Source organism: Flavobacterium sp. N502540, assembly GCF_025947365.1.
Lineage (GTDB): Bacteria > Bacteroidota > Bacteroidia > Flavobacteriales > Flavobacteriaceae > Flavobacterium.
Window position 1 is genome coordinate 771,154 of sequence record NZ_CP110012.1, and the last position, 23,330, is coordinate 794,483.

At 37.4% G+C, this 23,330-nt stretch carries 12 protein-coding genes, 2 tRNA genes and 1 pseudogene; 7 read left to right on the forward strand and 8 right to left on the reverse strand.

Going from position 1 to position 23,330, the window contains the following annotated elements; genetic code table 11:
• Positions 1 to 239: 239 nt before the first annotated feature.
• From OLM58_RS03525 to OLM58_RS03550, 6 genes are all read right to left on the reverse strand, one after another.
• Entirely contained in the window at positions 240 to 1,835 is a 1,596-nt protein-coding gene (locus tag OLM58_RS03525) for a cadherin-like beta sandwich domain-containing protein (protein WP_264531223.1), read from the reverse strand.
• Positions 1,836 to 2,559: 724 nt separating this feature from the next.
• Positions 2,560 to 4,920 (reverse strand): cadherin-like beta sandwich domain-containing protein, encoded by a 2,361-nt coding sequence (locus tag OLM58_RS03530; protein WP_264531224.1) that lies wholly within the window; start codon positions 4,918 to 4,920, stop codon positions 2,560 to 2,562.
• A 639-nt stretch (positions 4,921 to 5,559) separates the two neighbouring features.
• Complete coding sequence (locus tag OLM58_RS03535; RefSeq protein ID WP_264531225.1) at positions 5,560 to 6,597, reverse strand: cadherin-like beta sandwich domain-containing protein; 1,038 nt, start codon at positions 6,595 to 6,597, stop codon at positions 5,560 to 5,562.
• A 638-nt stretch (positions 6,598 to 7,235) separates the two neighbouring features.
• The gene (locus tag OLM58_RS03540; RefSeq protein ID WP_264531226.1) at positions 7,236 to 8,942 is read right to left on the reverse strand and encodes a cadherin-like beta sandwich domain-containing protein; all 1,707 of its coding nucleotides are present in this window, start codon (positions 8,940 to 8,942) and stop codon (positions 7,236 to 7,238) included.
• A 1,116-nt stretch (positions 8,943 to 10,058) separates the two neighbouring features.
• Positions 10,059 to 10,130 (reverse strand) — tRNA-Thr (locus OLM58_RS03545).
• A 273-nt stretch (positions 10,131 to 10,403) separates the two neighbouring features.
• Positions 10,404 to 10,478: transfer RNA gene (locus OLM58_RS03550), tRNA-Pro, on the reverse strand.
• A gap of 333 nt (positions 10,479 to 10,811) precedes the next feature.
• Here OLM58_RS03550 and OLM58_RS03555 point away from each other — a divergent pair.
• The 6 genes and pseudogenes from OLM58_RS03555 (at position 10,812) to OLM58_RS03580 (ending at position 16,116) form a co-directional block, all read left to right on the forward strand.
• Positions 10,812 to 11,579, forward strand: a complete 768-nt coding sequence (locus tag OLM58_RS03555) for a ParA family protein (RefSeq protein WP_070907761.1) — start codon at positions 10,812 to 10,814, stop codon at positions 11,577 to 11,579.
• 5 nt (positions 11,580 to 11,584) lie between these two features.
• Complete coding sequence (locus OLM58_RS03560; RefSeq protein WP_070907762.1) at positions 11,585 to 12,487, forward strand: ParB/RepB/Spo0J family partition protein; 903 nt, start codon at positions 11,585 to 11,587, stop codon at positions 12,485 to 12,487.
• Positions 12,487 to 13,047 (forward strand): DUF5683 domain-containing protein, encoded by a 561-nt coding sequence (locus OLM58_RS03565; RefSeq protein WP_051041425.1) that lies wholly within the window; start codon positions 12,487 to 12,489, stop codon positions 13,045 to 13,047. The genes OLM58_RS03560 and OLM58_RS03565 overlap by 1 nt, the downstream gene beginning before the upstream one ends.
• Before the next feature lie 39 nt (positions 13,048 to 13,086).
• Positions 13,087 to 13,788 (forward strand): 4-hydroxy-tetrahydrodipicolinate reductase, encoded by a 702-nt coding sequence (gene dapB / locus OLM58_RS03570; RefSeq protein ID WP_017494832.1) that lies wholly within the window; start codon positions 13,087 to 13,089, stop codon positions 13,786 to 13,788.
• A gap of 67 nt (positions 13,789 to 13,855) precedes the next feature.
• A pseudogene (gene lepB, locus OLM58_RS03575) lies at positions 13,856 to 15,408 on the forward strand (signal peptidase I).
• A 90-nt stretch (positions 15,409 to 15,498) separates the two neighbouring features.
• On the forward strand, positions 15,499 to 16,116 hold the full coding sequence (locus OLM58_RS03580; protein WP_264531227.1) for a WbqC family protein: 618 nt from the start codon (positions 15,499 to 15,501) through the stop codon (positions 16,114 to 16,116).
• Between the two features lie 154 nt (positions 16,117 to 16,270).
• Here the strand turns inward: OLM58_RS03580 and OLM58_RS03585 are convergent, their stop codons facing one another.
• Complete coding sequence (locus OLM58_RS03585; protein ID WP_264531228.1) at positions 16,271 to 17,581, reverse strand: S28 family serine protease; 1,311 nt, start codon at positions 17,579 to 17,581, stop codon at positions 16,271 to 16,273.
• 179 nt (positions 17,582 to 17,760) lie between these two features.
• Here OLM58_RS03585 and OLM58_RS03590 point away from each other — a divergent pair, with 179 nt between their 5' ends.
• Positions 17,761 to 18,981, forward strand: a complete 1,221-nt coding sequence (locus tag OLM58_RS03590) for a M24 family metallopeptidase (RefSeq protein ID WP_264531229.1) — start codon at positions 17,761 to 17,763, stop codon at positions 18,979 to 18,981.
• Between the two features lie 76 nt (positions 18,982 to 19,057).
• Here the strand turns inward: OLM58_RS03590 and OLM58_RS03595 are convergent, their stop codons facing one another.
• The gene (locus tag OLM58_RS03595; RefSeq protein WP_264531230.1) at positions 19,058 to 22,906 is read right to left on the reverse strand and encodes a M43 family zinc metalloprotease; all 3,849 of its coding nucleotides are present in this window, start codon (positions 22,904 to 22,906) and stop codon (positions 19,058 to 19,060) included.
• Positions 22,907 to 23,330 lie beyond the last annotated feature (424 nt).

Genomic DNA, 23,330 nt, shown 5'->3' on the forward strand with positions numbered 1-23,330 from the left:
AAATAAGAAGCAATTAAAGAATATTTTTTTGTTCTAATAAAAAGTAGACAAGGCATAATAACGTTTGAATATTTTCCACAATAAAACAAAACGGGTAAAACAAAAAAGTCTCTTCAAAAAATGAAAAGAATTTGTCGGGATTCTAAACCAATTCGTTTTAGTTCCTGAAAGTATACGACCCAATACCGCATTCGACATCGGTTTTCTTTAAAAACAGAACGCAAAAAACAAACTCAATCTTATTCTACAATTAATTTCTCTGTTGCTTCAGCTCCATCCTGATTTACTTTCATGATATAAACTCCTTTCTGCAAGTCTCCAATATTTACTTCCCTGTCTGTTGTCTGAACAGATAAAACCTTTTTTCCTGACACATCAAATATTTTTACATTTTTTGCAACAGTTGATTTAGTTTGTATATATATCTTTCCCTCTAGTACAGGATTGGGATAAACCGCAAAACCTTCAATTTTATTCTCAACTACTCCCAAACTATTTTTTTCGATTGTTACCGTATATGTTTTTACGGTACCATCCTGAGCGGTAACTTCTATCTTAACAACGGTACTGGTACCGATAGCCAAATCAATTTTTTGTGAAGGTTTTCCACTAACCACTGCTACCTCATTTACTTTTATCGTCGCATTAGCATCGGTGGCAACCGGTGTTACTGTTATGCTACTGACTTCGTTAGGTACTCTCGCTTTGTAATCTGTAGTTTCTAATGAAAAAAACAGATCCAGAGTTCCGACACTACTACTCAAATTACTCAAAGTAGCATTATTACTTAGCGTAGTGACTGTTGCGGGATTACCGGTGCTTGTGGTCGTTAAATAGGAAGGATATCCCGGGAAGCCATTAAACTCCATCACGATTGCCTGATAAGTCTTTCCTTTGGTCAAACCGGTTATCTCTATCTTATTATCGGTATTAATCTTACTAATGGCATACCAGCCTGTTGTACCTATCTGATCTCCTAAACCGAAAACTGTATTATCATCAAAATAAATATTATCCGGTACAGGAGCAGAACCGGAATTTGCTCCTTCACGCATAAAAACTATCCTCCCTTTTCCATTACCATTGGTCCAGTTCAAGGTAGTACCTGTTGCTGTTGTATTAGTAAAAATAAGATCTCTAGCCTGAATCGTCGGTTGCGGCAAAAATCTAAAAACACTTATACGATACGTTTTTACAGTACCATCCTGAGCGGTGACTTCTATGCCAATCGTATTGCCTCCCTCGGTCAAATCTATTTTTTGTGAAGGTTTTCCACTAACCACTGCTACCCCATTTACTTTTATCGTCGCATTAGCATTGGTAGCAACCGGTGTTACTGTTATGCTATTGACTTCGTTAGACACTCTCGCTTTATAATCTGTAGTTTCTGATGAAAAAACCGGATCCAGAGTTCCGGCACTACTATTCAAATTGCTTAAAGTAGCCACATTGCTTGGTGTCGTCAATGTGGCAGAATTACCTGTACTTATTGTTTTTAAGTAATATGGAAAAGGATAAACAAAATTATAAGTAAAAACCTGTACCTGATAAGTAGTTCCGGGAGTCAGACCGGTCACCTGCTGTGTCTTCTCACTAGGACCAGCCACACAATACCAGCCTGATGATGTGCCAATTTGACCTCCCTCACCAAAAACAGTATTAACGTAGTAAGTATCATCTTCTGGTATGCCATCGGGGCTGGGATTTGCTCCTTTTCGCATAAATACTTTAGAAAATGTTCCATTCCCATTTTCCCAACTAATAGTCGTTGTTGTTGCTGTGGTATTGGTAAAAGTAAGATTGGAAGCTTGTATAGTAGGTACTGTCTGCGCCATTGTTTGAAAAACCCACAAAAAAGTGATCATATAAACTAAAGATGACCTTTTCAGAAATAAGAAAGTAAAAATACGATTCATGTCAAAATGTTTTTTTTTTAATTTTTAATCTATAATCGAAATTTCCTGCAGTGCCATTTTTAATACTTATAGCACTTTTGACAATGCAACTCCGCTTTTATTTAACAGCTAAATTATTACGCAATAAAACAAAGTAACAAGTAAAAAAAAAGGAAGAGTTCGCAATTCAATAAACACAACCCCAGATGTAATAATTGGGTGATTCATGTAATAAACGGGAAAGTGAGTAATGAAGAAGGCTGAGAGTACGGGCTATCTTGAGAGGCTTATTGGTAAAAAACAAAAAAATGGGAGGAATTTCGATTTTATTAAGGCTTCAATGGTGAATTTATTTTATCAACTTTTCTTTGTCAGATTGTTTTCTGAAATCTCTCCTTCATCTATAATGACAATAGTGAGACTTATAAGTTTTATCAAGAACTTCGTCTGTTTTAAACCGAACAAGGTTTTAAAAACTGGTGTGACTTAATCAACACCTTTGCAGACCTCTTCATAAAGCAAAAAAAAAGTCTCTTCAAAATATGAAAAGACTTTTTTCAGGATTCTAAACCAATTCGTTTTAGTTCCTGAAAATATACGACCTAATACCGAATTCGACACCGGTTTTCTTTACAAAACAGAACGCAAAAAACAGACTCAAATCTTATTCTACAATTAATTTCTCTGTTGCTTCAGCTCCATCCTGATTTACTTTCATAATATAAACTCCTTTCTGCAAGTCTCCAATATTTACTTCCCTGTCTGTTGTCTGAACAGATAAAACCTTTTTTCCTGACACATCAAATATTTTTACATTTTTTGCAACAGTTGATTTAGTTTGTATATATATCTTTCCCTCTTGTACAGGATTGGGATAAACTGTAAAACCTTCAATTTTATTCTCAACTACTCCCAAACTATTTTTTTCGATTGTTACCGTATATGTTTTTACGGTACCATCCTGAGCGGTAACTTCTATCTTAACAACGGTACTGGTACCGATAGCCAAATCAATTTTTTGTGAAGGTTTTCCACTAACCACTACTACCTCATTTACTTTTATCGTCGCATTAGCATCGGTGGCAACCGGTGTTACTGTTATGCTACTGACTTCGTTAGGCACTCTGGCTTTGTAATCTATCATATCTGGTGAAAAAACCGGATCCAGAGTTCCGACACTACTACTCAAATTACTCAAAGTAGCGACATTACTTGTTATCGTAATTGCTGCAGGATTACCGGTGCTTGTGGTCGTTAAATAGGAAGGATTACCCGGGAAGCCATTAAACTCCATCACGATTGCCTGATAAGTCTTTCCGGGAGTCAAACCGGTTATCACTGTCTTCTTATTGGTATTAGTCTTAACAATGGTATACCAGCCTGTTGTACCTATCTGATCTCCTAAACCGAAAACTGTATTATCATCAAAATAAATATTATCCGGTATAGGAGCAGAACCGGAATTTGCCCCTTCACGCATAAAAACTATCCTCCCTGCTCCATTACCATTGGTCCAGTTCAATGTCGTTCCGGTTGATGTGGTATTGGTAAAAGTAAGATCTCTGGCCTGAATCGTCGGTTGCGGCAAAAATCTAAAAACACTTATCTTATATATTTTTACGGTACCATCCTGAGCGGTAACTTCTATCTTAATAGCGGTACTGGCATCGACAGCCAAATCTATTTTTTGTGAAGGTTTTCCACTAACCACTACTACCTCATTTACTTTTATCGTCGCATTAGCATCGGTGGCAACCGGTGTTACTGTTATGCTACGGACTTCGTTAGGTACCCTCGCTTTGTAATCTGTGGTTTCTGATGAAAAAACCGGATCCAGAGTTCCCACACTACTACTCAAATTACTCAAAGTAGCGACATTACTTGTTATCGTAATTGCTGCAGGATTACCGGTGCTTGTGGTCGTTAAATAGGAAGGATTACCCGGGAAGCCATTAAACTCCATCACGATTGCCTGATAAGTCTTTCCGGGAGTCAAACCGGTTATCACTGTCTTCTTATTGGTATTAGTCTTAACAATGGTATACCAGCCTGTTGTACCTATCTGATCTCCTAAACCGAAAACTGTATTATCATCAAAATAAATATTATCCGGTATAGGAGCAGAACCGGAATTTGCCCCTTCACGCATAAAAACTATCCTCCCTGCTCCATTACCATTGGTCCAGTTCAATGTCGTTCCGGTTGATGTGGTATTGGTAAAAGTAAGATCTCTGGCCTGAATCGTCGGTTGCGGCAAAAATCTAAAAACACTTATCTTATATATTTTTACGGTACCATCCTGAGCGGTAACTTCTATCTTAATAGCGGTACTGGCATCGACAGCCAAATCTATTTTTTGTGAAGGTTTTCCACTAACCACTACTACCTCATTTACTTTTATCGTCGCATTAGCATCGGTGGCAACCGGTGTTACTGTTATGCTACGGACTTCGTTAGGTACCCTCGCTTTGTAATCTGTGGTTTCTGATGAAAAAACCGGATCCAGAGTTCCCACACTACTACTCAAATTGCTTAAAGTAGGTACATTGCTTGGTGTCGTCAATGTTATAGAATTACCGGAGTTGATTGTTCTTAAATAAAGTGTATGATTACTACTTTCATAGTAGTTATAAGCGAACACCTGTACCTGATAGGTAGTCTCGGGAGTCAGATCGTATACTGTTGAACTATTCGACCTAGTATCAGCTACACAATACCAGCCAGATGTCCCAATTTCATATCCTGAACCAAAATACCTACTAGGTATATAATAAACATTATCTACTGGAATTGCATTGGGGCTGGTACTTGTTCCTTTACACATAAATACTCTACTATATAGTGCATCCCCAGATTGCCAACTAATAGTCGCTGATGTTCCTGTAGTATTCGTAACAACAAGATTAGAAGATTGTATAGTAGGCGCAGTTTCCTGTGCTACTACTGTTTGGAAAACCAACAAAAAAGTGGTCATATAAACCCAAAAAGGCTTTTTTAGAAAAAAGAAAGTAAAAATAAGATTCATGTCAAAATGTTTTTTTTTAAGTTTTTAATCTATAATCGAAATTTCATGCAGTGCCATTTTTAATACTTTTGGCACTTTTGACAATGCAACTCCGTTTTATTTAATAGTTAAATTATTACAATAAAAAGCAAAGTAACAAGTAAAAAAAAAGGAAGAGTTCGCAATTCAATAAACACAACCCCAGATGTAATAATTGGGTGATTCATGTAATAAACGGGAAAGTGAGTAATGAAGAAGGCTTAGAGTACGGGCTATCTTGAGAGGCTTATTGGTAAAAAACAAAAAAATGGGAGGAATTTCGATTTTATTAAGGCTCCAATAGTGAATTTATTTTATCAACTTTTCTTTGTCAGATTGTTTTCTGAAATCTCTCCTTCATCTATAATGACAATAGTGAGACTTATAAGTTTTATCAAGAACTTCGTCTGTTTTAAACCGAACAAGATTTTAAAAACTGGTGTGACTTAATCAACACCTTTGCAGACCTCTTCATAAAGCAAAAAAAGTCTCTTCAAAAAATGAAAAGACTTTTGTCGGGATTCTAAACCAATTCATTTTAGTTCCTGAAAGTATACGACCCAATACCGAATTCGACACCGGTTTTCTTTACGAAACAGAACGCAAAAAACAGACTCAATCTTATTCTACAATTAATTTCTCTGTTGCTTCAGCTCCATCCTGATTTACTTTCATGATATAAACTCCTTTCTGCAAGTCTCCAATATTTACTTCCCTGTCTGTTGTCTGAACAGATAAAACCTTTTTTCCTGACACATCAAATATTTTTACATTTTTTGCAACAGTTGATTTAGTTTGTATATATATCTTTCCCTCTTGTACAGGATTGGGATAAACCGCAAAACCTTCAATTTTATTATCAACTACTCTCAAACTATTTTTTTCGATTGTTACCGTATATTTTTTTACAGTACCATCCTCAGCGGTGACTTCTATGCCAATCGTATTGTCTCCCTCGGTCAAATCTATTTTATCTGAAGGTTTTCCACTATACTCTGTTACCCCATTTACTTTTATTCTCGCATTAGCATTGGTGGCAACCAGTGTTACTCTTATGCTGCTGACTTCGTTAGACACTCTCGCTTTGTAATCTGTAGTTTCTGATGAAAAAACCGGATCCAGAGTTCCCGCGCTTAGACTTAAATTGCTCAAAGTAGCTACATTGCTTTTTTTTGGTGTCGTCAATGTTACAGAATTACCGGAGTTGATTGTTCTTAAATAAAATGTGTGATTACTACTTTGATAATACTTATTAACGAACACCTGTACCTGATAGGTAGTCTCGGGAGTCAGATCATCTATTGTTAAACTATTCGAACGAGTATTAGCTACACAATACCAGCCAGATGTCCCAATTTGGTCTCCTGAACCAAAATAACTATTAGCGAAATAATAAACATTATCTAGCGGAATTGCATTGGAGCTGGTACTTGTTCCTTTGCGGACAAATACTTTATAAAATGTCTCTTTCCCAGCATCCTCAGGTTCCCGCCAACTAATAGTCGCTGATGTTCCTGTAGTATTCGTAACAACAAGATTAGAACATTGTATAGTAGGCGCGGTCTCCTGTGCTACCATCGTTTGAAAAACCCACAAAAAAGTGATCATATAAACTAAAGATGACCTTTTTAGAAATAAGAAAGTAAAAATACGATTCATGTCAAAATGTTTTTTTTAAGTTTTTAATCTATAATCGAAATTTCATGCAGTGCCATTTTTAATACTTTTGGCGCTTTTGACAATGCAACTCCGTTTTATTTAACAGCTAAATTATTACACAATAAAACAAAGTAACAAGTAAAAAAAAAGGAAGAGTTCGCAATTCAATAAACACAACCCCAGATGTAATAATTGGGTGATTCATGTAATAAACGGGAAAGTGAGTAATGAAGAAGGCTTAGAGTACGGGCTATCTTGAGAGGCTTATTGGTAAAAAACAAAAAAATGGGAGGAATTTCGATTTTATTAAGGCTTCAATAGTGAATTTATTTTATCAACTTTTCTTTGTCAGATTGTTTTCTGAAATCTCTCCTTCATCTATAATGACAATAGTGAGACTTATAAGTTTTATCAAGAACTTCGTCTGTTTTAAACCGAACAAGATTTTAAAAACTGGTGTGACTTAATCAACACCTTTGCAGACCTCTTCATAAAACAAAAAAAGTCTCTTCAAAAAATGAAAAGACTTTTGTCGGGATTCTAAACCAATTCATTTTAGTTTCTGAAAGTATACGACCCAATACCGAATTCGACACCGGTTTTCTTTACGAAACAGAACGCAAAAAACAAACTCAATCTTATTCTACAATTAATTTCTCTGTTGCTTCAGCTCCATCCTGATTTACTTTCATGATATAAACTCCTTTCTGTAAGTCTCCAACATTTACTTCCCTGTCTGTTGTCTGAACAGATAAAACCTTTTTTCCTGACACATCAAATATTTTTACATTTTTTACAACCGTTGATTTAGTTTGTATATATATCTTTCCCTCTTGTACAGGATTGGGATAAACCGCAAAACCTTCAATTTTATTATCAACTACTCCCAAACTATTTTTTTCGATTGTTACCGTATATGTTTTTACGGTACCATCCTGAGCGGTAACTTCTATCTTAATAGTGGTACTGGCTCCGGAGATCAAATCTATTTTTTGTGAAGGTTTTCCACTAACCACTGCTACCCCATTTACTTTTATCGTCGCATTAGCATTGGTAGCAACCGGTGTTACTGTTATACTACTGATTTCGTTAGGTACTCTCGCTTTGTAATCTATCATATCTGGTGAAAAAACCGGATCCAGAGTTCCGACACTACTACTCAAATTACTCAAAGTAGCGACATTACTTGTTATAGTAATTGCTGCAGGATTACCGGTGCTTGTGGTCGTTAAATAGGAAGGATTACCCGGGGTTCCATTAAACTCCATCACGATTGCCTGATAAGTCTTTCCTTTGGTCAAACCGGTTATCTCTATCTTATTATCGGCATTAATCTTACTAATGGCATACCAGCCTGTTGTACCTATCTGATCTCCTAAACCGAAAACTGTATTATCATCAAAATAAATATTATCCGGTACAGGAGCAGAACCGGAATTTGCTCCTTCACGCATAAAAACTATCCTCCCTTTTCCATTACCATTGGTCCAGTTCAAGGTAGTACCTGTTGCTGTTGTATTAGTAAAAATAAGATCTCTGGCCTGAATCGTAGGTTGCGGCAAAAATCTAAAAACACTTATACGATACGTTTTTACAGTACCATCCTCAGCGGTGACTTCTATGCCAATCGTATTGTCTCCCTCGGTCAAATCTATTTTATCTGAAGGTTTTCCACTATACTCTTCTACCTCATTTACTTTTATCGTCGCATTAGCATTGGTGGTAACCGGTGTTACTCTTATGCTACTGACTTCGTTAGACACTCTCGCTTTGTAATCTGTAGTTTCTGATGAAAAAACCGGATCCAGCGTTCCGGCACTACAACTCAAATTGCTCAAAGTAGCCACATTGCTTTTTTTTGGTGTCGTCAATGTTACAGAATTACCGGAGTTGATTGTTCTTAAATAAAATGTATGATCACTACTTTGATAGTACTTACTAGCGAACACCTGTACCTGATAGGTAGTCTCAGGAGTCAGCCTGTTTATTTTTAAACTATTCCAACTATAACCACCTACACAATACCAGCCAGATGTCCCAATTTGGTCTCCTGAACCAAAATAACCACTAGGGTAATAAAAAACATTATCTAGCGGAATTGCATTGGGGCTGGTACTTGTTCCTTTGCGGACAAATACTATATAAAATGTCTCTTCCCCAGCATCCTCAGGTTCCCGCCAACTAATAGTCGCTGATGTTCCTGTAGTATTCGTAACAACAAGATTAGAACATTGTATAGTAGGAGCGGTCTCCTGTGCTACCACTGTTTGAAAAACCCACAAAAAAGGGATCATATAAACTAAAGATGACCTTTTCAGAAATAAGAAAGTAAAAATACGATTCATGTCAAAATGTTTTTTTTAAGTTTTTAATCTATAATCGAAATTTCATGCAGTGCCATTTTTAATACTTATAGCACTTTTGACAATGTAACTTCGTTTTATTTAACAGCTAAATTATTACGCAATAAAGCAAAGTAACAAGTAAAAAAAAAGGAAGAGTTCGCAATTCAATAAACACAACCCCAGATGTAATAATTGGGTGATTCATGTAATAAACGGGAAAGTTAGTAATGAAGAAGGCTTGGAGTACGGGCTATCTTCATATGCTTATTGGTAAAAAACAAAAAAAATGGGAGGAATTTTGTCGGGCTGCCCCGATTCGAACCTGCGGCCTTCCCGATTACAATCGGGACGCGATTACTGTTCTGATATATGATTTAAGTTTAGACCAAAAAAAAAGTCTTTCCAAATATGAAAAGACTTTTGTCGGGCTGCCCCGATTCGAACCTGCGGCCTTCCCGATTACTGTTCTGATGTATGATTTAAGTTTAAAGCAAAAAAAGGCTTTCCAAAATATGAAAAGACTTTTGTCGGGCTGCCCCGATTCGAACCTGCGGACTTCCCGATTCCAATCGGGACGCGATTACTGTTCTGATATATGATTTAAGTTTAGACCAAAAAAAAAAATCTTTCCAAATATGAAAAGACTTTTATCGGGCTGCCCCGATTCGAACCTGCGGCCTTCCCGATTACAATCGGGACGCGATTACTGTTCTGATATATGATTTAAGTTTAAAGCAAAAAAAAGCTTTCCAAAAAATAAAAAGACTTTTATCGGGCTGCCCCGATTCGAACCTGCGGCCTTCCCGATTACAATCGGGACGCGATTACTGTTCTAGCTATACCATTTAAATTTAAAGTAAAAAAAGGCTTTCCAAAATATGAAAAGACTTTTGTCGGGCTGCCCCGATTCGAACCTGCGGCCTTCCCGATTACAACCGGGACGCGATCACTGTTCTGATATATGATTTAAGTTTAGACAAAAAAAGGTTTTCCAAAAAATGAAAAAACTTTTGTCGGGGTACCCCGATTCCAATCGGGACGCGATTACTGTTCTGATGTATGATTTAAGTTTAGACCAAAAAAAAAGTCTTTCCAAATATGAAAAGACTTTTGTCGGGGTGGCAGGATTCGAACCTGCGGCCTTCCCGATTACAATCGGGACGCGATTACTGTTCTAGCTATACCATTTAAATTTAAAGTAAAAAAAGTCTTTCCAAAAAATGAAAAGACTTTTGTCGGGGCGCCCCGATTCGAACCTGTAGTCTTCCCGATTACAATCGGGACGCGATTACTGTTCTAGCTATACCATTTAAATTTAAACCAAAAAAAGGCTTTCCAAATATGAAAAGACTTTTATCGGGCTGCCCCGATTCGAACCTGCGGACTTCCCGATTACTGTTCTGATATATGATTTAAGTTTAGACCAAAAAAAAAGTCTTTCCAAATATGAAAAGACTTTTGTCGGGGTGGCAGGATTCGAACCTGCGGCCTCCTGCTCCCAAAGCAGGCGCGATAACCGGGCTACGCTACACCCCGTAAGCGGGTGCAAAGATAGAACTATTTTTCGCTTATCCAAAAACAATTTGCGAAATATCACAAAAAATATTTCCTGTAAATCCTAATTGAGAGAAAATCAGCGTATATAAACTTAATATTTTTAGAACATTTTTTTTTAAAACTGCGCATTTTGCTGCAGAGCCTACCATAAAAGAGAGCGAAATTTCGCAGTTCTATGGATTTACTTTAACATTTAAATCTGGCAAAACACGCACCATACCACGATTAACCGAAGATTCACAAATGTTAACAAAATAGATTTTCAGAAACCATAAATAATTGTATTTTTACGGTTCAAAATTCAGAAAATAAATGGGCAAAATCATTGCGATTGCTAATCAAAAAGGAGGCGTTGGAAAGACTACTACATCTGTAAATCTTGCAGCCTCATTAGGTGTTTTAGAAAAGAAAGTATTATTGATCGATGCCGATCCACAAGCCAATGCTACATCTGGCCTTGGGATTGATGTAGAATCAGTTGAAGCCGGAACTTATCAAATCCTGGAACACAGTATAACACCAAAAGAAGCTGTTTTAAAATGTACATCTCCAAATGTCGATGTGATACCTGCACACATTGACCTTGTTGCCATCGAAATCGAATTGGTTGACAAAGAAAACAGAGAGTACATGCTTAAAAAAGCATTAGAAAGTGTAAAAGACGAATATGATTTTATCATTATCGACTGTGCTCCTTCTCTGGGTTTATTAACCCTGAATGCTTTAACAGCTGCCGACTCAGTAGTTATTCCTATTCAATGCGAATATTTTGCACTTGAAGGATTAGGAAAATTACTGAACACCATAAAAAGTATTCAAAAAATACACAACCCGGATCTTGATATCGAAGGATTGTTACTAACCATGTACGATTCCAGACTGCGTTTATCGAATCAGGTTGTAGAAGAGGTTCAAAAACACTTTAATGATATGGTTTTTGATACCGTTATTCAACGAAATGTTAAACTGAGCGAGGCACCAAGTTTTGGAGAAAGCATCATTAATTATGACGCAACCAGTAAAGGAGCCGTTAATTACATTAATTTAGCTCAGGAGATTATAAAGAAAAACAGCAAATAGTTTTTATGACAAAAGCAATTAAAAAACAAGCCTTAGGAAGAGGATTATCAGCGTTATTAAAAGATCCGGAAAACGACATTACATCAGTAGAAGACAAAAATGCTGACAAGGTTGTTGGAAATATCATTGAGCTTGAAATAAGTGCTATCGAAATAAATCCGTTTCAGCCCCGAAGCAATTTTAATGAAGAATCGTTACGCGAATTAGCCACCTCTATTAAAGAACTTGGTGTAATTCAACCTATTACTGTTCGTAAATTAGATTTCAACAAATATCAGCTAATTTCGGGAGAGCGACGTTTACGTGCTTCGACCTTAGTAGGCTTAACACATGTTCCTGCCTATATTCGTATTGCCAATGACAACGAATCATTGGTTATGGCCTTGGTTGAAAACATCCAGCGTCACGACTTAGATCCGATTGAGATCGCACTTTCCTACCAACGTCTGATTGACGAAATTCAACTGACACAGGAGCAAATGAGTGAGCGTGTTGGAAAAAAACGCTCTACAATTGCCAATTATTTACGTCTTTTAAAACTGGATCCGATCATTCAAACAGGTATTCGTGACGGTTTTATCAGTATGGGCCACGGTAGAGCAATCATTAATATTGAAGACTTAGACATTCAGACTGATATCTACCAAAAAATAGTAAGTCAGAATTTATCTGTTCGTGAAACGGAGACTCTGGTAAAAAACTATCACGAAAGTTTAAAACCAAAAGCAGAAGGAAAACCAAAAGCAGAGTCTTCTTTTGTGGTTAGAGAAACACAAAAAAACACTTTCAACGATTATTTTGGTTCGAAAGTTGATATAAAAGTCGCCGGCACGGGTAAAGGAAAAATCACCATTCCATTTGATTCTGAAGCCGACTTTAACAGAATAATAAAATTAATAAACGGATAGTGAATAAAATTGTCCCCATAAGTCTATTGTTCTTTCTCATAGGAACCGTTTCTCTTTTTGCCCAGGTAAAAAAAGACACGGTTTTGGTTGTTAAAGACACTAGCAAATTGCAGGAAATCGATCCGCTTACACCTGCAAAAGCAGCATTCTACTCGGCAATTTTACCGGGTTTAGGTCAGGCATACAATAAAAAGTACTGGAAAATCCCTTTGGTCTACGGAGCGATTGGTACGAGTTTATACTTCTATCTTGACAACAACAAAAAATACCACGATTATCGCGAAGCCTACAAACGAAGACTAGAAGGCTACAATGACGATAAATATAAATTCCTGGACGACAGCAGACTTATTGCCGGTCAGAAATTTTATCAGCGAAACAGAGATTTATCCCTATTATTTGTCGTTGGTTTTTATGCCTTAAATATTATTGACGCCAATGTTGACGCTGCACTGATTCAGTTTAACGTAAACGAAAGATTATCACTGCGCCCGGAAATTTACCCTGATGCTGTAACTTTCAAACCAAATGTTGGACTAACTTTTAATTACCACTTTTAAATAACTCCGGTTACTTGAATTTTAAAAAAAATACACGAAATGAAAATTGCGCTTTTAGGATACGGAAAAATGGGTAAAGTAATCGAGCGAATTGCTTTGGAAAGAGGTCATGAAATTGTTTTGAAAAAAGACGAGTTCAGTACTTATGACGGACTTTCAACAGCCGATGTTGCGATCGATTTCAGCGTCCCGACTGCTGCCGTTGACAATATCTCCAATTGCTTTCATGCTAATGTACCTGTTGTTTCAGGAACTACAGGATGGTTAGAACACTATGACGAAATGATATCGCTTTGCAACGAAAAGAAGGGCGCTTTTATTTCGAGCTCTAACTTCAGTTTAGGGGTTAATATTTTTTTCGAACTGAACGAATACTTAGCTAAAATCATGTCTCAACTGGATTCGTATAAAGTTACGATGGAAGAAATTCATCATACACAAAAACTGGATGCTCCGAGCGGTACGGCAATTTCTTTAGCCAAAGGAGTTATCGAAAACAGCCAATACACCAATTGGACTCTGGACGAAGCAAAAAACAACGAAATTCATATTGAAGCTAAAAGAATTGGCGAAGTACCCGGAACCCATACCGTAACTTACGACTCCCCTGTAGACAGCATCGAATTAAAACACACTGCACACAACCGCGAAGGGTTTGCTCTTGGAGCGGTAATCGCAGCAGAGTGGCTTGCCGGAAAAACGGGAATCTATTCTATGAAAGACGTATTAAATTTAAAATAAACAGTTAGGAAGGTGTAGGTAAAATTTCAAATTAAGTCCCGAACCTAAAAACTTTAAATAAAATATTATGACACTATATCTTTGGTTTGTATTTTTCTTAGCCGTTCAGGTTATTCATTTTATCGGAACCTGGAAATTATATCAGGCTGCCGGAAGAAAAAGCTGGGAAGCTGCGATTCCGGTATACAATTCAATCGTTTTAATGAAAATAATCAACCGTCCAACCTGGTGGACTTTGTTACTTTTCATTCCTATCATTAACCTGATTATGTTTCCGGTGGTTTGGGTAGAGACTTTAAGAACGTTTGGTAAAAAAACAACTTTAGATACTCTTTTAGGAATTTTCACTTTAGGTTTCTATATCTATTATGTTAGCTATACGCAAAAATTAGTGTATAACGCTGACAGAAAATTAACTTCTGAAAATAAAGCAGGAGACACCCTAAGTTCTTTACTTTTTGCAGTTATCGTAGCAACATTGGTACATACTTATTTAGTACAGCCTTATACAATTCCTACTTCTTCTTTAGAAAAATCTTTATTGATTGGGGATTTTCTGTTTGTAAGTAAAGTAAATTACGGTCCGAGAGTCCCTATGACTACGGTTGCATTACCGATGGTACATGACTCTATTCCGTTTGTAAAACAAAAATCCTACTTGAAATGGCCACAATTGCCTTATTTCAGATTGCCTGCTTTAGAAAAAATAAAACGAACTGATATTGTCGTTTTCAACTGGCCGGTAGATACGGTTCACTATTTCTACGAACCAAAAGGAAGACCGGGTGTTATCAAACCAATTGATAAAAAATCAAATTACGTAAAAAGATGCGTAGGTATTCCGGGAGACAGCTTATCGATTAAAGACGGATTTGTTTTCATTAACGGAAAAAATTAGTTTTACCGGAAAGAGCAAAACCACAATACTCTTATTCAGTAGCCATAGACCCAAAAATTCCTATTGATTTTGAATCTTTGGTAAGAGAACTTGATATTACAGACGGAGCAGGATTTAAAAGCGAAAAAAGAGACACTCTTTATTTCAGAGCTTTGACCGAAGCTAGTGCAGAACGTCTGAAAAACACTCCTGGTATTACTGCCGTAACAAGAGAAATTGACCACGGAAATGACAACGCTATTTTCCCGCATATCAACAAATGGAATCAAGATAATTTTGGTCCGATTTATATTCCGGAAGCTGGAAAAACAGTTGCTTTAACCAATGAGTCATTGCCATTTTACAAAGACATTATCACCACTTATGAAGGAAACACTTTGCAGCTGGATGGCTCTAAATTCTTAATCAATGGTAAACCTGCTACAACTTATACTTTTAAGCAGAACTACTATTGGATGATGGGAGATAACCGTCACAACTCTGAAGACAGCCGCTACTGGGGTTACGTTCCTGAAAATCACATTGTAGGAAAACCGGTTTTCATCTGGATGAGCTGGGATACCAACGGAAAAGGAATCAATAAAATTCGTTGGAGCAGAGTTTTCACTACCGTTGACGGTGAAGGACAACCTCAATCTTACTTTAAGTATTTCTTGTTTATTCTTGCAGCCTATTTTGTTGGAGAATATTTCTGGAAAAAAAGAAAACAAAACAAAGCATAAATAAAAAAAGTTATTTTTGTGTCAGGTTTCAAGTTTCAGGTTCATTCACAACCTGAAACTTGAAACCTGAAACTTTTAAAGCAATTAAAGATGAACTCTCTATTACTTCCTACTTATTTTCCATCGATCAGCCACTTTGCAGTTATGGCACAATCTGAAAATATTACTTTTGAAATGGAAGATAATTTTCAGAAACAAACCAACAGAAATCGTACTTACATCTATAGTCCGAACGGAATTCAGTTGCTAAATATCCCGGTTAAACATTCGAAATCAGCTCATCAGAAGACAAAAGATGTTTTAATCGAAAATGAATTTGACTGGCAAAAACAGCATTTCAAATCACTGGAAGCTGCTTATAGAAGTTCTCCTTTTTTTGAGTTTTTTGAAGATGATATTCGTCCTGTTTTTGAAAAGCAGCACACTTTTTTAATGGATTTGAATCTGGAAGTTCTGGACATCACCACTAAATGTCTGCGCATGAAATTAGAGTTCAGCAAAACCACAGAGTATTTTCATGAAGCAGAAAACATCTCCGACTTCAGAGTTTTGGCTAACGGAAAAAAAGACCTTAATTCATTTGAAAAGTACACTCAGGTTTTTGACGATAAACATGGTTTTATCAACAATTTAAGTGTATTGGATTTGCTTTTTAATGAGGGTAAATTTGCTATGGATTATTTGAAAACACAAAAACTACTGGTTTAAAGGTTAACCGCAAAGCACGCAAGGTTTTACGCAAAGTTCGCAAAGTTTATTATCATAGCTTTGCGAACTTTATGTTTATATAAAATCTTATAATTAAAAATCCTAGCGCACTTTGCGGTTAAACTATCCAGAGAACCTGAATTCCCTTTCCTTTTTAATTTATTTCAGCCTTATCGTTAAGTGCTTTTAAGTCGAGCCATCTTGATAATGTTTCCATGATTCGCTTCTTATCACTCTCCGGAAAATCTTTCACTCTTGTAGTATGACTCCCCCCAGGAAGAACCATCTTTAATGCATCTAATTTGGAATCAGGTGTTGGAGCACACGAATACCAGGTGTCGTAACCACCGTAGATGTACAAAATTTTGCTTCCTTTATTTTCTACATATTTTCGTACTTCTTTGATGTATTTCGGATTGTATTTTATCACTACTCCTTTAGGCGCAAATCGATCATTGGAAGTACTTTTTACCACTTGAAGCAAATCGGCAACCGGAGAAAAATCAAAACCATAGTACCCCAATTCTTTTAAATGCTGGTAATAAGACGGCAGGTAATGAAAGTACATCTTATCATTATAAGTTCTTACACCTGAAACCTCATCCAAATACGCAAACAGCTCTTTCGGACTTGCCGTTACCGATGGTATAGCCTCACATTTTCCTCCCCATTGCCAAAAAGAAAATGGAAATTCTAAAACTGCATATTCTAATGCTTCAGCGAAAGGAACTTCGGCAAAAGTCATTTTCTTCTCTTCTGCATACTGTTTAAACTCCTTTAAAACAGCCTCCCTATTTTCTAAAACTGCTCTCTGAAAAGCTGTAATTTTAGCCCTGCATTCTGCCGTCCCCACTGTTTTAGTATGCTCTACCGTACGGAGATCTTCCTGAGTATTAATTAACGGAGCAACATAGGGCATGGCCACATCAACATCATCCGGATATTTCGATTTGTAAATCAAAGCTGTTTCTCCGCCTTTACTTATTCCGGTTGAAATCCATTTTCCTGTATACAACTGTTTCAGTTTTGTTACAAGATCATGGTAGTCAGCGATAGCCTGATCATTTGTTAAATATTCCCATGGAAGTGGTTCCGGTCGTGACTTTCCATAAAAGCGGTATTCAACTGCAATCTGATTTGCGTTTAACAATTTACTCACCTCACTTTTAATATTATTGGTATTGTAACCATGAGTTTCAATAACCATAGGATTATTAAAATTCAGATGCGAGAGGTAAACATAATGCTTGAAAGTTCCTTTTTGAGGGTTTTTATGATCTAAAGGTTCGTCTAAAATCAATTGGTATGACTCTGCATAACCTTCTAAATTTTCTATTGTTGTGATTTCGGCTTTGGGGAACAATACCGTGAGCTTCTGGTACAAATCTGACTTATCCTGTGCTGTAGCAAAACACGAACTCAGAACGACGCACAATAGCAATACTAAACGCTGTATACTTTTCATTTTTTAAGTTTTAATTGATCTTTTAAAAATACAGGCATTGCAATCCAAAATCCAATAGTATATTATCCTTAAATTATCCTATTTTATCTACTTTAAGTTAAAATACCACTATCCCAAAATATTGGCTTATTTTTAATCCAGAAAAACAACAAAAAACAATTAACCTTAAAACAAGAAATATGACCATTGGAGTTGGCGGATCTAACGCAATTGCAGAATTAGAAAAAATACAAAACATGACCCTGAATGTAAAGGCCATTCAGCCGGAGGAATATCAAATGCGCATTCAGAAAGCGGTGTCGCTTATGAAAACAGCAGGTTTTAAGTCCTTATTCGTGAACGCAGGAACCAATTTATACTATTTTACAGGAACCAAATGGAATCCCTCTGAAAGAATGGTTGGTGCCTTATTATTTGAAGACGGCAGCCTGGAATATATTGTTCCAAAATTTGAGGAAGGTACTTTTAGAAAATTCATGAAAATTGAAGGCCATTTGAATTGCTGGGAAGAACACGAATCGCCATCTGTTTTACTTGGAAAGGTCCTGGAGACCAAAGGCATAAACAACGGTAAAATTGCACTGGACGAATCTGCCGGATATTTTTTAGTTGATGCTATCGTAAAAGCCAATCCAAATTACGAATTCGAAAATTCCCAACCGGTTACAACTGGCTGTCGTATTCAGAAATCAGCAAATGAAATTGCGATCATCCAACAAGCCAAAGAAATTACGATGGTGGTTCAACGTGCCGCTGCACGTATTTTGTATCCGGGCATAAAAGCCGAAACGGTTGTCGATTTTATCAATCAGGCACATCTTAAAGCGGGAATTACTTCAGGATCTCACTTTTGTATTGTGTTGTTTGCAGATGATTCTCAATATCCGCATGGGGTTACTACACCTCAGGATTTAAAAGAAAACGATGTTGTACTTATTGACACCGGCTGTCGTTTGGAAGGTTATTTATCTGATATTACCCGAACTTATGTGTACGGGACTCCAACGGAAGCACACATCAAAATCTGGAATTTAGAAAAGGCCGCACAAAAAGCCGCTTTTGATGCCGCCCAATTGGGAGCAACTTGTGGTTCTGTCGATGATGCCGCTCGCAAAGTAATTGCAGCAGGCGGTTTAAGTACCGATTATGAATTGCCCGGATTACCTCATCGCGTTGGTCACGGAACAGGATTAGATATTCACGAACATCCATATTTAGTAAGAGGTAATGCCACTATTCTGCAAGAAGGAATGGTAGTAAGTAACGAACCTATGCTTTGCATCCCGGGTCAATTCGGGATTCGTCATGAAGATCATTTTTACATGACCGCTGAAGGCCCAAAATGGTTTACTACTCCAATGCACAGTATTGATAATCCGTTTGGCATTGACATCAATTAAGCTGTATTTTATTTTAAAAAGCATAAAAAAAGGGAAACGATATCGTTTCCCTCTTCTTCTTTACAAACCAAATTATTTATTTAACCAATAACTTTTTAGTATCTGTGAAGCTTCCATCTGTAGCTACCACTATATAAACTCCTTTTCTAAGACGGTTTACCGGATAAGAAACTGTGTTTTTCACAATGTCAATAACATTTCCTGTACTGTCGTAGATCGTGATCTTAGTATCCGCCAGGTTTAAATTAGCGAAGTTGAAATTAACCACATCCGAAGCCGGATTAGGATACATTGTAAATGATTTTGTAAAATCAGTCTGGTCTGCTCCCGCACTTCCGTTTTGTAAATCAATAGTAAGAGGAGTACTCCAATTACTAACGTCAGTTGCATTTTTAGCTCTAACTCTGAACTGATAAACGGTTTGTGTGCCTTGTTTCGGAATCCATAAATAATAGGTTGTTGAAGTTCCGAAAGTCGTCCAGCCTGTAGTAGCATTATTCAACTGCACTTCATAACTTGTTGCATTCGCTACTGTATTCCATGAAGCATAAAATCCGGATGAATATACTCCTGAATTCCCAATATTTGTTGGTGTTGGCAAAGTTGCCGGATTAGGTGCTGTACCTGCAACAACTGTATAGTCTTCCACATCACCATCTCCAATGTTTCCACAAGCCGAAGGGTTCGAATAATATTTCATTACAATACGCATTCTGGTGGTTCCGGTAAACGCAATTGGCGTAAAACTACCTGTAGCTGTTCCGGTAGAAGAAATTCCGTCAATCACTTTTTCGGAAGCATCAAAAACATTGTTTTTATTGTAATCAATCCATACTCCCCAATATTCTAAATAAGATCCTCCGGAGAAACCTGCTGCCAGACTAACATTTGTAGCTGCTCCAGGAGTTACGGTTATGGTTTTAGAAGTAAGATTGGCATAACCGCCTGCATCTTTACCGGATGCATTGGTAAAACTTCCAATAGTTACTGAATTGATGTATTCGTAATTATTATTCCCCTGAGCAGTACAATAAGCTGACCCTGCCGCAAGAGTAGCCGTAACCTCATTAGAATAGGCTGAGTAAATACTATTTGCTTTTGCACGTACTCTGTATTTATAAGTACTTCCTGCTGTCAAACCTGTGTTGGTATAGGTAAGTGCTGTACTTGGCAATGTTGTTATTTCGGCAAAAACATTATCTGCTCCTGCTCTTTCTACTACAATGTTTGTCGCATTAGTTGCGTTGTTTACCCATGTCAATTGTGCTTGTAAACTGGTATTGTTCACTGTAGCTGTCAGACTTGTAGGTGCCAAAACGGTTACAGGTGCCTGAGTTCCGGTCTGAATGGATTCGTTTGGCTTCGTATTGTAAGCATAGTCTAAAACGGAATAACCAACTCCTCCCGCTTCTACTTTAACATGCATCCAGCCATAACAGGTACGCCCTCTGCTTTTATATTCAAAACCGATATAACCTGTTTGATTGTCCCAGGCGGTATAACTTGCCGTTCTTAAATCTAACTGATCCGGATATGCCGCACCAGGGGTTACAAAATTACTTGAGGCACCAATTGTTGTTCCCTCTGTAATTAAACTAATGTTACGTGTACCCGCAGGTCCTACCAGTCTTTTGCCATAAGTTTCTACTTTTAAAGCGGCAGCGGCAAACTGCCATGCTCCATACTCCGTATTATCACCGATTCCTAAATCAAAATATTGCCAGGTTTGGGCTGCCGAAGCTACATAATCAGGATTGTTTACATAGAAAACTCCGTAAGGCGCATCAAATTTCAAATTGATTGTTTTTGATGACATATCAAGAGTCGCAATTCCTCCAGTGATTGCAGCATCTTTAAAGGTAATCGTCACAGCAGCATCATTTGCAGGTAGATGTGCGGTTGCTTTTCCGGTAAAGGAAACCACTACTTTATTATTTCCCTGAAGCGTCAGTACAGTGCTTAATCCTGAAGGAACTCCCGTAATAGTATAATCAGTTCCGGCAGTTAAGGTTCCTGTGCTTTTTGTAAAAGTTCCATTGTTAGTAGATAACGAAATTGTACTGGTCGTGGTAACACCACCGTCATTTGCCTCTGCTTCGTACAGTATACTTTCTGATAGAACAACGGCCGTTTTGTTAGTCACACCGGTATAAATAGGCGCATTGGGTTGTGTATTATAGGCATATTCAGAAATGGTGTAACCGTCTCCATTTGCCGCAACATTTATCTTGAACCAGCCATAGCAAGGTAATCCATCGATTTTGTATTCAAAACCTACATATCCGGATTTTCCATCCCAGGCGGTATAACTCGCTGTTCTTAGATCTAATTGATTTGGGTATGCTCCCGGAGCGGTCATATTACTTGTTGGACCAACTGCGGTATTTTGAGCCAATAAGGTAATGTTTCGGCTGCCACTCTCGCACGTTAATCTTTTGCCGTAAGTTTCAATTTTTAATGCATTGGCTGCATAACGCCAACCTCCGAATGAAGTGTCGTCTCCTTTTGCAATATCAAAAAACTTCCAGACTAAATTTGAGGAGATGTTAATATCCGGCATGTCAACAAAGAAGATTCCGTAAGGATCCGTAAATCTTAAATTGTAAAACAGAGCAGTACAAGACAATCCTGTGGTTCCTCCTGTAAATGCTGCAGGCAAGAATGTGATTCCGGCGGTTGTATTTTGTGCTGCCGCGTGATTTGTTGCTTTTCCTGAAAGCGTTACTGTCACTTGACCATTTGAATTTACAGTAACAACTGGTGTGATTCCGGCTGGAAAAGTATGTGTGAAATGGGTTCCAGCTGACAAAGTTCCTGAACTTAGCGCAAACGTTTTGCCTCCGCTTAAAGTTACCACAGAGGCTGTGTCGAAAGATCCATCATTGATAACAGCTTCTTTAAAAGTAGTTCCGGTTGCTACTAAACTACTTTCAGTAGTGTTCACTCCGGTATCAATTAAGTTTTGCGGCTGCCAGAGTGTAATCCTTGCCGGATGCTGTAAAGCTGCCAGCATTCTGTCAATCTGACCCTGGGTGTACATTTTATAACAGCCTTGCGCGCCATTGTACCCCATATAGTTTTCAATATTTACCTTATCTCCTGTACAATTGGTTCCCGGTGTACAGGCCAGGGTGTGCTGACCGTCTTCCGCCGGAGTGTCGGCAACTTCATCTGTGCCGGAGCAGCCTCCTTCGAAAGTATGAATTAAATTTAAGAAATGTCCAAATTCATGTGTAAGGGTTGCTGAGAATTCTTTGCTGTATGAATTGTCGTAAAGGTAAGCTCCGTTAAAAACGACACGAGCTGTGTTATTGGCTGTCATACCAGAATCAGGATACCAGGCAACTCCTGAGTTGTTAAAAACCCCTTCGTTATACAAATCGTTCTGAATGTAAACGTTCATATATTTTTTATTGTCCCAGGCATCGGCTGCAATCTGGTCGTCATAACCACCACCATTTCCATAACCGTTTTTGGCTGCATGGAAAACAACACCTGTGGTACATCCGCCATTAGGGTCTTTTTTTGCCAGTTTAAATTCGATGTTTAGTGTTCCTCTTCTCGCTTGAAAAAAGGGTTCAACTGTTTGGTAATCGGCATTCCTGCCATTGAAATCGTCATTTAGTTGAGCCAAATGATTGACGATCTTTTCATAGGTAATGGTTTTTCCGCTTTGTACGTCTCCATAAATATGGAAAACCACGGGGATAACATAAGTAGGTGTTGCTGCTGTTTTTGAAGTTTTGCTTTTACGCTGGAGGGTAAATGTTTTGGTAAAGGCATCAAAATCTTTTTTTTCCTGAAGTGATTTGGGGCTATTCCGATACACTTTGGCGTTTTCTTCTGTCGTCCGGCAAGGAAGTCCCTGCGCGCTCATTTTCCCTATCGAAAAAACGAGCATTAATACTAGTAGTTTTGTTTTCATTTTTTTTGGGTTAATTTGTTGCCACCAAATTTACCAGCATAGCTTCTATTTTATTGATACTATGTTATTTAAAAACAATATATAATTAACAACTTTTTAACTTTAAAAAAACACATAATTAAAAAATAAACCAAATAAACCAAGCATTCATAAACAAATTAAGCCATTTTTTAAATAAAACAAAACCAAGACTTCGACTTCGCTCAGTCGGACAATGTAATTCAATAAATAAAACCTGACCTTCACTCAGTCCGACAATGGGATTCAATAAACACTTCGACTTCGCTCAGTCGGACAATGTAATTCAATAAATAAGACCTGAACTTCGCTCAGTCGGACAATGGGATTCAAAATAAAAGCTTCGACTTCGCTCAGTCCAACAATGCAATTCAAAATAAAAACTAGACTTTGTTCCGTCGGACAA

Excerpts from the sequence above, each read along its gene's own strand:
- OLM58_RS03535 (WP_264531225.1), bottom strand. The coding sequence starts at position 6,597 with ATGAATCGTATTTTTACTTTCTTATTTCTAAAAAGGTCATCTTTAGTT.
- OLM58_RS03530 (WP_264531224.1), bottom strand. The coding sequence starts at position 4,920 with ATGAATCTTATTTTTACTTTCTTTTTTCTAAAAAAGCCTTTTTGGGTT.
- OLM58_RS03595 (WP_264531230.1), bottom strand. The coding sequence starts at position 22,906 with ATGAAAACAAAACTACTAGTATTAATGCTCGTTTTTTCGATAGGGAAA.
- OLM58_RS03585 (WP_264531228.1), bottom strand. The coding sequence starts at position 17,581 with ATGAAAAGTATACAGCGTTTAGTATTGCTATTGTGCGTCGTTCTGAGT.
- OLM58_RS03580 (WP_264531227.1), top strand. The coding sequence starts at position 15,499 with ATGAACTCTCTATTACTTCCTACTTATTTTCCATCGATCAGCCACTTT.
- OLM58_RS03540 (WP_264531226.1), bottom strand. The coding sequence starts at position 8,942 with ATGAATCGTATTTTTACTTTCTTATTTCTGAAAAGGTCATCTTTAGTT.
- OLM58_RS03555 (WP_070907761.1), top strand. The coding sequence starts at position 10,812 with ATGGGCAAAATCATTGCGATTGCTAATCAAAAAGGAGGCGTTGGAAAG.
- OLM58_RS03590 (WP_264531229.1), top strand. The coding sequence starts at position 17,761 with ATGACCATTGGAGTTGGCGGATCTAACGCAATTGCAGAATTAGAAAAA.
- OLM58_RS03525 (WP_264531223.1), bottom strand. The coding sequence starts at position 1,835 with ATGGCGCAGACAGTACCTACTATACAAGCTTCCAATCTTACTTTTACC.
- OLM58_RS03560 (WP_070907762.1), top strand. The coding sequence starts at position 11,585 with ATGACAAAAGCAATTAAAAAACAAGCCTTAGGAAGAGGATTATCAGCG.
- dapB (WP_017494832.1), top strand. The coding sequence starts at position 13,087 with ATGAAAATTGCGCTTTTAGGATACGGAAAAATGGGTAAAGTAATCGAG.